A 14082-nucleotide genomic window follows, 5' to 3' on the forward strand; every position below is an offset into this window, starting at 1 on the left:
AGTCATGAAAAAGGAAAGGAGGAATGAAATAGATGAGTCAATTTAAAAGGGATCAAGTTCAAGATATGTACTATCTGTCACCGATGCAAGAAGGAATGCTGTTTCATACCCTCCATCATCAAGAAAAAGGCTTTTATGTAGAACAAATGGATATGAACGTGAAGGGGACACTTCGGTCTGATCTGCTTGAGAAAAGCATGAATATCATCGTGGAACGGTACGATATTTTTCGTACCGTGTTCCTCCACGAAAAAGTGAAGCGTCCTGTCCAAGTTGTATTAAAGAATCGACCTTTCCAGCTTGATGTTGTGGACATACAGGATCTTTCTGAAAGTGAACAGCTTGAACGTATCGATCGTTTTAAACAAAAGGATCAGCTGAGAGGATTTGATCTCTCGAAGGATCTGCTCATGCGGGCCTCTGTTTTTCAAACGGGTCCTTCAAGCTATCGCTGGATATGGAGCTATCACCATATCCTTCTAGATGGCTGGTGTTTTGGTCTAGTTGTACAGGAATTGTTTGCGATTTATCATGCACTTTTGCATGACATCCCTTACAGGCTGGAGCCAGTCAAGCCATATAAAGAATATATTCAATGGCTGGAAAAACAAGATAAACAAGCCTCACTTGAATATTGGACGCAATCTTTGGCTGGCTTTGAGGGGCAATCGACTTTTAAAGAACAACGAAAGCAAACAAATGAGCATGAATTAGGCGAAATCGAATGGGCCATGAGTAAAGAAGAAACAGCTGCTTTATCAGAGTTAGCCTTGCAGCAGAATGCCACGTTAAGCAGTGCGCTTCAATCGGTTTGGTCTATCTTACTCAGCAGGTATCAGCGCTCAAACGATGTGTTGTTTGGAACGGTTGTGTCAGGACGTCCGGCAGATTTGGCTGGTGTAGACCGGATGGTGGGATTGTTCATCAATGTCATTCCAAGACGAATTCAGCTGACAGACCAAATGACGTTCCGTTCTCTATTATCAGAGACGCAGCAGCAGTCTTTAGCGGCTGAACCGCACCAATATATCCCGATTTATGATATTCAGGCTAAAGCAGGTCAGCAGCAGCTCATTGATCATATTGTGGTGTTTGAGAATGTCCCTGCTGCAAAGAAAGACGAGCAGGAGTCACTGCTTGGCTTTACAGTAGAAGACATGAATGTCTATGAAAAATCGAACTATGATCTCAATTTACTTGCATCACCTGGGGAACAATTGCAGCTGAAGCTGGCCTTTAATCAGCGTGCATTTGATCTTGCATTTGTCCATAAATTAAAGGATCAGCTGACCCTTTTGATCAGAGGGACCATCAAACATCCAGATCAGTCAGTTCATACACTGACACTTGTGACTAAGCAGGAAAAGCAGCGAATGTTAGAGGAATGGAATGCACCTGAGCTGGAGCATGATCAGCTTTATTTGACAAAGTGGTTTGAACATAATGTTCGAAAACAGCCGAATGCAGTGGCATTATCAGCAGGTGATCACACAATGACATATGCGGAGCTGAACGAACAAGCCAATCGACTGGCAAGGCATTTACAAAAAAATGGGGTCAATCATCAAACGGTGACCGCCATTTTAGCAGAACGGACACCTGAACTCATTGTCAGCTTACTCGCTGTCTTAAAAGCAGGTGCCACCTATGTGCCGATTGATCCAGATTATCCAGAAAGCCGTATCCAATATATGTTGAAAGACAGTGGAGCGACGCATCTTCTGACTCATTCATCCTTTATCAGTCAGACGAGGTCACTCGCATTTGATGGCACGTATCTTTTTGCAGATGATCAAGAAATTTTACTGATGAGCTCAGAGAATCTGCCACTTGAAGCAGGTTTAGATGATACGGCATACATCATGTATACATCAGGAACAACCGGACAGCCAAAAGGCATCATGACGACCCATTCCAATATTGCCCGGGTGGTCAAAAATACGAATTACTTAACTATTTTAGAAACAGATACATTGCTGTCGTTATCAAATAGCGTATTTGATGGCTTTACATTTGATGTATATGGTGCGCTTTTAAACGGAGCAAAGCTTGTCCTGCCGCAAAAAGAAACCATTTTAGATATGGGGAAGCTCACTGAGCTGATAAAAGGAGAGCATATTTCTGTCATGTTTGTTCCAACCGCTTTATTCCATCTTCTCGTTGATGAAGGAACAGACTGGATGCGCGGTGTGCGTAAGGTACTGTTTGGGGGAGAGAGGGCATCGGTTCAGCATGTGAGAAAAGCCTTTGATGTGATGGGAAAAGGCAGATTGTTGAATGTATACGGACCAACCGAATCAACGGTTTTTGCCACATATTATCCGATAGATGAAGCGATTCCTTTAGAGGCACATTCTATTCCAATTGGGAAGCCGCTCAACCAGACGGGCGCTTATATATTAAGTGAGCACAGGCAGCTTCAGCCGATTGGAATGGTTGGAGAGCTTTGTCTGAGCGGCAAAGGACTGGCAAAAGGATATTTGAATCGTCCTGATCTGACAAAACAAGTGTTTATTCCTCATCCTTTCGCTTCGGGTGAGCGCCTGTATCGCACAGGGGATTTAGCTTACTTTCGAGAAGACGGTCTGATTGAGTATGCAGGCAGAGTTGATGATCAGGTAAAAATTCGAGGACACCGAATTGAACTGACCGAAATTGAAGCCAACCTTCTCATGCACCCAGGTGTAAAACAAGCTGTACTCCTAGCGGATCATGGTGAAACCAATCATACAAGGCTGCTTGCCTATATCACGTGTGATGATGCATGGAAAGGCAAACTCGATGATATCAAATCAAGGCTGAAAGAGCGTCTTCCAGCTTATATGCTGCCTCATGAGCTGATTGAACTGGAGAACCTCCCACTTACGCCAAACGGGAAGGTTGATAAACGCCAGCTACCAAAACCAGAGGCGCCGCAAGGAAACCGCCGTGTGAAACTGCCCGCAAATGAAGTGGAACAAAAGCTGTTGGTGATGTGGCGGGAAGTACTTGAACGAGAAGATATTAGCACAGATGACCATTTCTTTGCGCTTGGCGGACATTCTTTAAAAGCGATGTCTCTTTTGTCCAAAGTATCAAAAGAGTTTGAGGTTCAGGTGCCGATCCATTTGTTGTTTGAGACCCCGACGATTGAAGCGCTTAGTCATTATATTCAGCATCAGGACGGGGAAACCGCTGGCTATCTTGTATTCAATGAATCTCAAACATCAACAGTCTTTGCTCTTCCGCCATTACCAGGCTACGGCTTTGTCTATCAGGAAGCAGCAAAAACGCTTGATGATGTCCGGTTGATCGCCTTTGATTTTATTGAAACGAATAACCGAATGGCGCAGTACGTTCAGCATATTCAGCACCTTCAGCCAAAAGGGCCGCTGACGTTGATGGGGTACTCAGGCGGATGTTACCTCGCCTTTGAGCTTGTTCAAGCGCTTGAACAAGGAGGACGGACAGTCGAGAAAGTCATCATGATCGATTCCTATAAGAAAATTGGAGAAAGTGATTTAGAAGGGCGATCCATTGATGATGATATTGAAGCGATTGTTCATCAAACGAAACAAAGCGAACTTGCTCAAGGGGAGATCGTTCAAGAAGCGCTTGCCCAAAAGACGCGCGCCTACTATGAAACGTTTGTTAAGGGGGTGAATCAAGGCAAAATACAGGCAGATATTACGTTCATCCAATCTGAAGAACAAATAGCGATCCCGGACTGGATGGAAGAGTGGACACAGGCAACGGCCGGATCTTTTACCCAATACCAAGGCTATGGCCGGCATGCTGATATGTTCAAACATAAAGAATATGCAGCTCAAAATGCAAAGCTGATCAAACATATTGTCAATCAAACAAATAGAGAACGAGTCTTGTAAACTTTAGATTAGGCAGGATGCAGCCTTGCAGTCCTGCCTAACAAAAAAGGAAAGGAACTCATATGAAACCATCAACCATTAACCAAACGAGTAGACATGAATCAATGGATGCGATTTTACAAGATGTAAAGACAACCATTTTACAAACCAACGAAATCGAATGCTTCGCTGTTTTTTCACGTGAAAAAACCATTCGACCGCGGCCGTATCACCTCTCTCATTTATTTCTCGACAAGCACATTGAGCAGGAGGCCGCAGCGGAAGCGATACAGACGCAAACGGCTGTACCTGCTTTGGCCGACATGCCGCCCGCTCTTTCCTATGGAGGGGATCTCGACGTCACACAAGGCGCACAGACCTTACAGGAAGTCTTAACAGAGGCTGCAAAAACGACAAATGGGCTTACGTATATCGTGAATAGCAAGAACGAACTCACACAATCTTATGCACAGTTACAAGGAGACGCCGAGAGGGTTCTGACTGGTTTAAGGGCACTGGGGCTGAAGGCAGGCGATCCTGTTTTCTTTCAATTCTCATCGAATCATGCCATGGTCACTGCCTTTTGGGCATGTGTATTAGGCGGATTTGTTCCAACGCTTGTGTCGGCTGCCCCAACCTATCGGGAGATGAATGCTGCAGTGAAGAAGCTTCATCATGCTTGGAAGCTGCTCGAGCATCCGCTCATCCTAACAGATGACTCACTGATCGAGGAGGTGCAAGGGTTAGCCTTACTGTGGCATACAGACCAATTACGTGTCGCAGCAGTTGAGCCGATGCTGACATTAGAAAGAGATACATCCGCTCATCCTGCCGCGCCGGATGATTCCGTCTTCTTTATCTTAACGTCTGGAAGTACAGGGATGCCAAAGTGTGTAGAGCATTCCCATAGAAGTGTGCTGGCGAACGTCAAAGGAACAGTGGCAGCGAATCAATTTACACAAGAGGATGTCTCGTTAGACTGGATGCCTTTAGATCATATTGGTGGCATTGTGATGTTCCATCTTGTCAATGTGTACACAGGCTGCGAGCAGATTCGGGCAAGAACAGATGACTTTATCGCTCAGCCGCTGCGGTGGCTTGACTGGATGGACCGCTACCGTGCAACGAAGACGTGGGCACCTAACTTTGCATTTGCGATGATCAACGATTATGAGAAAGAGATTTCATCAGGGTCTTGGGATCTGTCGGCGATGACCTGCATGATCAATGGGGCAGAGGCGGTCGTTCCAAAAACCATCCACCGATTTCTAAACTTGCTTGCTCCGCACGGCTTAAAGGGAGATGTGATCAGACCGGCTTTCGGCATGTCTGAAATCTCATCAGCGGTTGTGTTTTCCTTTGCGATTGAGCGTGGAGATGAAAACAGCGGGGTTCTGACCTTTGAGGAAACGTCGCTGACAGAGCAGCTAAGACCAGCAGAAGCACGTGAGACAGGAACCGTCAGCTTTACAGAGTTGGGCAAACCGATTCCAGGTATCACGATACGCATCGTCAATCATCAGCATGAGCTTCTTCCAGAAGATCATATTGGCCGTGTGCAAATAAAAGGCCCAACCACCATGAAGGGCTATTACCGGAATGACGAAGCGAATCAAGAAGTATTTCAAGCGGATGGCTGGTTTCACACGGGTGATTTAGGTTTCCTGCACGAAGGAAGGCTGACACTAACCGGTAGAGAAAAAGACATGATTATCATCAACGGGAAAAACTATCACAACTATGAAATTGAAGCCATAGCAGAGGAAGTACCAGGAGTAGAAACGAGCTTTGTGGCTGCTTGTTCCGTCCGAATGGAGGCTTCTGCATCCGATGAACTGATTCTCTTTTTTACACCGAAGCTGTATGAGCCGGCTTATATTATGAGGGCAAGTCAGCACATTAAATCCCATATTGCAACAAAAATGGGCTTGTCTGCATCTCGCATCATTCCTGTCCAGAAGCATGCATTTCCCAAAACAAGCTCTGGAAAAATAGAAAGGGCACAGCTCAAGACAAGATGGCAAGAAGGCGAATTTGATGAAATGATCATGGAAATGGACATGAGACTTGAAAATGAACATACCTTGCCTGATTGGAGTTATCAAAAGAAGTGGATACCTGCTCCACTTGATGCAGCTGACAAGCAGATCGTAGGGGACGTTGTGATCTTCGCAGATCCATTAGGACTGGCAGATCAATTGAAATCTTTTGCAAACAGTGAACAAACATACATTACGGTTGAACCGGGTCAAGCGTTCAAACAACTCACACACACTCACTTCATCATCCACCCGAATCGGCCGTCTGACTACGAACAACTCTTTGAGACGCTCCGTTCGTATGGCGTTTCGGTGAAACACATCATTCACCTTTGGAACTATACAAACCAAGAAGACAAGCTTTATGTGGCCAAGGCGAAACAAGCGCAGAAAACGGGCAGCATGAGTGCATTATTTTTAACAAAAGCCATTTCCGTCTATGAGGAGCAGGTGGCCATCACTTTTGTCTCAACCCATGCGATGAATGTGCCGGAGGATCACATCCACGATGTAGAAAAAGCAACGACAGCCGGACTGATGACAGCAGTTCAGCATGAATGGCCGTTTATCAAGGTGCAATGTCTTGATTTTTCTCTAGCAGAATCGGTATCTAGTCATTCCCATGCAATGGCGATTATGGCAGAACTCACACATGACCAAGACCGTCATGTCGCTGCTTATCGTCACGGTGTTCGTTATATTCCCTTTTTAGCACCTCTTCATTTGGAAAAGGAACAGAAAAGGAAAGAGCCGCCATTTGAATCATCTGGGCTTTATGTCATAACAGGCGGGCTAGGCGGAATTGGACGTTTAGTCAGTGAACACCTACTGACATCTTATCAAGCACATCTTGTGTTGCTTGGAAGAAAAGAGAGAGAGGCACTTTCTAGTGACCAGCAAGAGACATTGTCTTTGCTAGAAAAGCAGGCAAAAGTGCATGGCGGCAAGGTTCTGTATGAGAAAGCAGACATCACGGCTGAAAAAGAGGTGGAAGCGATTATCTCTAGACATGAGGTCGCTGGAAATCAAAGGCTGGATGGCATCATTCATTTCGCAGGTATCATTCAAGAAGAACTACTTGCTGATATGACATCTGTGTCTCTGAATGACATGTACGAAGCGAAGGTATATGGAACGATTGCGCTTCATGAAGCTGCCTCCAAACGCAGGAATGTTTTATTTCTTTCCAGCTCGTCAGCCCGAACGCTCAAGGGCGGTATGACTGTCGGCGCCTATTGCGCTGCCAATGAGTTCGTGGAACAATTTGCTCATTATCAGAAGCTGACATCTACAGTGAAGCCATATTGCTTTAGTTTCAGCATGTGGGACGAGATTGGCATGAGTGAAGGCTCCATGATAAAAGGCATGTTAAAAGAAAGAGGTTATCTACCAATTTCAAAGCAGGCAGGCTTCCAAACAATGCTCGCATGTCTGATGACAGATGCTCCGCTCATTTATGCGGGATTGGATCGATCGAAGAAAGAGATTCACGAGATGATCCATGCGGATGCGGAGATGCAAACAGAGCAGACCTTTTACGTCTTTTTCAAAACGGATCAAACAAAGGCGGTGGAAGAGCGGCTTTATCAATCGATTCATACATGTTTACAGTCCCGTCTATCTGGTGAATATGCCGTACATTTGTTTCCTGAGGAATATTGGAAAGAAACAGAAGATGGAGCGCCAGACGAGGCATATTTTCATGAATTAATAGAGGAAAACGGAATGGATTCAGACAACAGAGCACCTCACACAGAAACGGAGAAACTGCTCGCACACATTTGGTCAGAGCTGCTCGGTGTCTCAGATGTCAACTGCGGCGATCATTTCTTTCTACTAGGAGGTCATTCGCTGAAGGCGACGCAAATGCTGTCTGCGGTTAGGCAAAAAACAGGGTTTGACGTGCCGCTTGCTGTGTTGTTTGAACATACGAGACTCGGAGAATTAGCAGACTGGATCGATTCAAATGCCAAAGCAGATGAAGTGATTCCGATGAGAAAAATGGAGAAGGGTCAGGACATTCCGATGTCTTATGCCCAGCAAAGACAGTGGTTCCTCTATCAATTAGAGCCGGATCTGCCATTTTACAATAATACGATTTCGTTTCGGATGAATGGGCCTTTAGATATCAAGGTGCTTCAGGAAAGTCTGCATCATATGGTGGAAAGGCATGAATCGCTCAGAACTTCTTTTACGATGAGCGGGGATGAACCGGTACAGGTCATTCATGAACAGATGGCCCTGCCAGAGCTTGAGGTGATGGACCTTTCAGGCATAGCGTCACAGGAAGAGAAAGAACAAAAAGCGACTGAATGGGCGAAAGAAGAGGCATCCACACCTTTTCAATTAGAACACGAAGCGCTCTTTCGAGTGAAGCTGATTCGACTTTCATCCGCAGAGCATATCTTGCTGATGTCCATTCACCACATCGTGTCAGATGGTTGGTCGATCGGCATTGTTGCAAGAGAATTATCTGAGTGGTATACAGCGGCGATCGAAGGGCGGGAGCCTCACTTGCCGGCACTGCCTATTCAATATGCGGATTACGCACTGTGGCAGAAGGAGTATTTGACAGGAGAACCATTGCGTAAGCAGCTTGCCTATTGGAAGGAGCAATTTGCGGCACCTGTTGAAGAGTTGGTATTGCCGTATGATCATCCGCGGCCGGCCGTTCAATCCTACAAAGGGAAGACGAAAACATATCAACTGTCGAAGTCACTATCTAAAAAGATTGCGGCGCTATCCAAGAAAACAGACAGCACACTGTATATGACCTTGCTCTCGACTTTCTCTACGCTTTTACATCGATTGTCTTCACAGGATGAGTTTGTCATTGGCTCGGTCATTGCTGGGAGAAATCGAACGGAAATGGAGCATTTAATCGGATTTTTCGTGAATACATTGGCGCTTCGAATCGACCATAGCGGGAATCCAGCCTTTACGGAATTATTAGAGCGAGTGAAGGAGACAACCGTCGGTGCTTATGCACATCAGGATGTGCCGTTTGAGATGGTGGTCGATGAATTGAATATTGTGCGTGATGCCAGTAAGCAGCCGCTGTTTCAGGTCATGTTTGTTCTGCAAAACCTACCGCTTGAAGCATCTCCAATGGGGGAGGCGACGTCGGTTTTAGCCATTGAAGATAATGATACAGCGAAATTTGATCTCTCCCTGTTTGTGTTTGAAGGAGCTGAAGGTCTTCAGTTAAAACTTGAGTATCAAGCAGATTTATTTTCTGATGACACGATGGAGCGATTCCTCGCATACTACGAGCACCTGCTTGAAAGCATTTGTGAAAATCCAGCGCAGCCGATCAGACAAGTGAATTTCCTGCCAGAGAAAGAAAAGCATCAATTGCTCTATGAATGGAGCGGAAAGACTGATCAACCAAAAGGTTCGCTGCTTATGACGGAACGATTTGAAGCGCAAGTGAAAAAGACACCACATGCAGTGGCGCTCGAGTTTCAAGGAGATGAGTGGACGTACCAGGAGTTACATGAGAAAGCCGATCGTCTAGCAGGCTATTTGCAGCAGCGAGGCGTGACGCCGCATGAACCAGTTGGACTGCTCATCGACAGATCGCCTGAAATGATTCTTGGGGTGCTGGCCATTGTGAAAGCAGGCGGGGCTTATGTGCCAATTGATCCTGAATATCCAGATGCCCGCATTGACTATATGATGAGAGATACAGGGATTCAGCTTTTACTGACAAAAAATGAATGGCTGAAAAAAGTATCCATCCATCAAACGGAACTCATTTGTCTTGATCAAGGGTATGAAGAATTTTTACCAGAAGCAGAGGTCATGCCCGCTGCACTAAGACCTGATGGACTTGCTTATATCAATTACACATCGGGGTCAACTGGACAGCCAAAAGGAGTACTGATCCCGCATCAAGCGGTCGTCCGGCTTGTTTGTGAAACAGACTATGTCACCCTTAATGAACAAACGCGCATTTTACAAATCGCTAGCTTCTCTTTTGATGCATTTACGTATGAAATATGGGGTGCCCTTTTAAACGGGGGAAGGCTCATACTGACGGATCGAAATACCATTTTATCAATGGATACATTAGCGGAAGCACTAAAAACTTATCAGATTACTACAGGGTTCCTGACTGTGCCGCTGTTCAACCGTTTAACAGAAGAACATCCAGAAGCTTTATCTGGACTTCATGCATTATTGATCGGCGGAGATGCCTTATCAGCCGCTCATATCCGAAAAGCACTACCGTATTTGCCTGAAGGGCTTTTAAATGGATATGGACCAACAGAGAATACGACGTTCTCCTGTGTGCATCACATTCGAGCACTAGAAGAAGATCAGGCGACGGTCCCGATTGGACAGCCTATTGCTTATTCACAAGCTTATGTATTAGATGACCAAATGCAGCCAGTTCCGCAAGGCGTCATCGGCGAAATTTATGTTGGCGGCACAGGGCTAGCACTTGGTTACCTTGGAGATGAAGAAAAAACAGCATCATCATTTATCCCGCATCCTTTCCAAGAAGGAGCGCGTTTATATAAAACAGGCGATATGGGACGCTGGCTGTCAAATGGCATCATTGACTGTCTTGGAAGAATCGATCATCAAGTGAAAATTCGTGGACACCGCGTGGAATGCGGAGAAATTGAAGCCGCTATGCTGACATTTGATGACATCACAGAATGTGCCGTTATCCCGCATCAGCATGAGAGTGGTCATAAGCGATTGATCGGTTATTTTGTCCAAAAAGGCGGCATGACCACGCAAGACATTCGCCATAACTTAAAAGACATTCTGCCAGATTATATGGTACCAAGCCTATTAATAGAGCTGGATGAATTACCGCTCACGCCAAATGGCAAGGTAGACCAAAAGCGTCTTCCCCCGCCAGAGTGGAGACAAGAAGAAGTAGAAACAGCCATTGACAAAGCAGCTACTGAGGAAGAACGTGTGTTAGAAAAAGTGTGGTCTCAGCTGCTAGGCGTTCCTTCTATTGGCGTCCATGATAACTACTTTGAGCTTGGCGGAGATTCCATTATTGTCATACAAATGGTGGCACGCTTAGCACAGGAAGGCTACGTCATCCAGCCGAGAGATGTATTTGAAAAACAGACCATCTCACAACTCGCACAAGCGATGAGAAAGGCAGAGGTCTCTACGGTCTATGATCAATCACCTGTGACAGGAGAGGTTCGTCTTCTCCCGATTCAATCTTGGTTCTTTGAGCAATCGATGACCAATCAAGATTATTGGAATCTATCGGCGCATATTGAAATGAAGCGATCTGTTCCACATGAACAGTTAACACAGGTTCTTTCAAAACTGGTCGATCATCACGATATGCTGAGAGCTATATATACAAAAAAGGCAGATGGCACATGGATTCAAACCATTCGTGAACCTGGTGTCACACCTTGTGTCACATTCTTTGATGTGACGGATGTATCTCAGGAGGAAGCACAGGAACAAATCCGCTTGGAGACAAGTGCCTGTCAAGGAACATTGTCATTAGAGCGCGGAGAAGTAATCAAAGCGATTCTTTTTCATACAGGTGAAGACACGTCTGAGCTCTTTATTGCTGCACACCATCTCGTCATGGATGGCATATCATGGCGCATGATACAAGAAGATATACTAAATGGATTGAAACAGCTTGCTACGGGGCAGGACATCCTATTTGCGAAAAAAACCGCCTCCTATAAGCAGTGGGCAGATGCCTTATATGAATATGCACAAACAGATCAATTACAAGCGCAGGCCTCTTTTTGGCAAAAAATCAAGGATCAAGAGGAAGAAGGTTCTCCTTTCCAACTGCCTGCGCTTTCTAATATAGAAGAACATGCAGAGATCCTGTCGGTTCAGCTCACAAAGGAACAAACAGATATGTTGCTTAGACAGGCCTCACAAGCATACCGAACAGAGATTAACGATTTACTGTTATCAGGACTCACGCAAGCCATTGGAAAGCCAATGCTTATCACGTTAGAAGGGCATGGACGCGAGGATTTATTTGAACAGATGGATTTGTCACGGACAGTCGGCTGGTTTACAAGCTCTTATCCTATTTTTATTCCTTTTATACAAACCGATGTTGCAAGACAAATCAAAGACGTCAAAGAAACCTTACGAGCTGTGCCGCAAAAGGGAATCGGCTATGGTTTGCTTCAATACATGACAGAGCCTCGTTTACTCAAAACGGTAACGCCGCAGATGAGTTTTAATTACCTCGGTCAGTTAGATCAGGCAGATGGCGAAGCCAAGCTTTATATCGCAGACGAACGAAATGGACATGTTCACGATCCGAAAGCAGAAAGACAGCATTTGATCGATGTGTATGGATATGTGACAGATGGTCAGTTGCAGATGAACTTTATGATCAATCGTGAACTGCTGCAAGATCAAGAGGTGCGGTTGTTACCTGAACGTTTTAAAGAAAAAATGGAGATCATCTTGACGCATTGTGTTGAAACGAGCGGCGGCTTTACACCATCTGATTTTCCGATGGTTCAGCTTACGCAAAAGCAAATAGATGAACTTCCAGACAATGTAGTCGATGTGTATCCGCTGTCTCCAATGCAGCAAGGAATGCTGTTTCATGCACTGCTAGATCAAGCCTCACAAGCTTATTTTGGTCAGGTGCATATGACGCTCCAAGGCTTAACAAACGGTGATGCCTATGAACAAGCTTGGAACCTTCTTGTAGAACGTCATTCGATTTTGAGAACAAAATTCGTTTGGGAAGGGCTGAAGGAGCCTGTTCAGTTCATTCAATCAGAAGGAAGCATCCACCTCACTCAGCACGATGTGCGCCACCTGAGTGATGCGGAGCAAGAAGAGACAATCGAACAATTTTTAGTATCTGATCGTTCAAAGGATTTCAATTTAGACCATATAGATGAACCGCTGATTCGGATTGCTTTATTCCGTTGTGATGAGGAAAGATGCACGTTTGTCTTTAGTTTTCATCACATTTTAATCGATGGCTGGAGTTTGTTCAGTTTTATTCAGGAATCCTTTGCGCTGTATCGCTCTCTTGTGGACGAACGAGAGATCAGTCTTTCTACAGTCCGTCCATATAAAAATTTTATCGAATGGCTGCAAAAGCAGGATCAAGAGAAGGCGCAAGAATTCTGGCAGCGTTATATGTCAGGCGTAGAGGAAGCGACACCGCTCCCAGGAGATGGCGAAGAACATGCTTCAGACCAAGAAGCAAGCATGGCGCAGTCCAGCGTCAAACTGACGCCAGAGATGCAGCAGAAGCTGGAGAAGATGACTGGCAAGCAGAAGGTCACGATGAGCACACTGATTCAATCAGCGTGGGGACTGCTCTTGCACCTTCATTCGGGCGCAGAGGATGTCATATTTGGGGTGACCGTATCTGGCCGGCCAGCTGACTTACCAGAAGTGGAAAGTATGACAGGGCTCTTTATTAACACATTGCCGCTTCGTCTACCGATCCATTCGGACTGGACGATTGCGCGATTGCTCGCCCATACACAGGAAACCGTTTTTCAGATGAGAGAATACGAGTATACCGTATTGCCAGATATTCAGCAGATGACGGAAATTCCAAATGGAGAGGCATTGTTTCACAGCATTGTCGTGTTTGAAAACTATCCGATTGAATCCATTGAGCCGTATGGCGTACGCATTTTAGACATCGCCAGTCATGAAGAAACAAATTATGACTTAACCCTTGTTGCAGTGCCGGGAGATACGCTGGAGCTTCGGATCACATACAACTTAAATCAATATACAGAAAAGCAAATACAAACGCTGATGCAGCAGCTGATTCACACACTTGAAGCCATGACAGAACAAGTGGATACGCCGCTATCTTCCTTCACCATTGTGACAGATGAGGAAAAAGAACGGATGATCAGTGATTGGGCGAAAAACGCACATGTCAGCGTGCTATACCCAGACCAAGAAGAAGTTTATGCAGGCGTACATGATCCTGCCTATGAAACGGAAATATATGTCCTGAATGAAGAACATCAGCTCATGCCGATTGGATTTCCTGGAGATATTTTTATCGGCGCCAAAGAGATCAAAGCACTTTTTGGAGAGCTAGCCGATTGGATGGAGGCGCATAAAATTCCGCATCCATTCAAACATCAAACAGGCGAATACCTTTATCCGACAGGGGATGTCGGCGTTTGGACGGAAGAAAGCAAGATTCAGATTTTGGATTGGATGTAGGAGGAGAAGAA

The 14082-nt window shown here is 45.4% G+C and carries 2 protein-coding genes; both read left to right on the plus strand.

All coding sequences use genetic code 11. From position 1 onward, the window contains the following. The first annotated feature begins 32 nt into the window (after positions 1–32). Positions 33–3866: a non-ribosomal peptide synthetase gene (locus tag MHI58_RS01985; protein WP_045035149.1), complete on the plus strand. Its 3834-nt coding sequence runs from the start codon at positions 33–35 to the stop codon at positions 3864–3866. Between the two features lie 62 nt (positions 3867–3928). Continuing rightward, a complete protein-coding gene (locus MHI58_RS01990) occupies positions 3929–14071 on the plus strand; it encodes a non-ribosomal peptide synthetase (protein ID WP_045035150.1) in 10143 nt (3380 codons plus the stop codon). Positions 14072–14082: the final 11 nt, after the last annotated feature.

Origin of the sequence: Bacillus sp. FSL K6-2869, from assembly GCF_040869405.1 — a bacterium.
Lineage (GTDB): Bacteria > Bacillota > Bacilli > Bacillales > Bacillaceae > Bacillus > Bacillus altitudinis.

Excerpts from the sequence above, each read along its gene's own strand:
- MHI58_RS01990 (WP_045035150.1), top strand. The coding sequence starts at position 3,929 with ATGAAACCATCAACCATTAACCAAACGAGTAGACATGAATCAATGGAT.
- MHI58_RS01985 (WP_045035149.1), top strand. The coding sequence starts at position 33 with ATGAGTCAATTTAAAAGGGATCAAGTTCAAGATATGTACTATCTGTCA.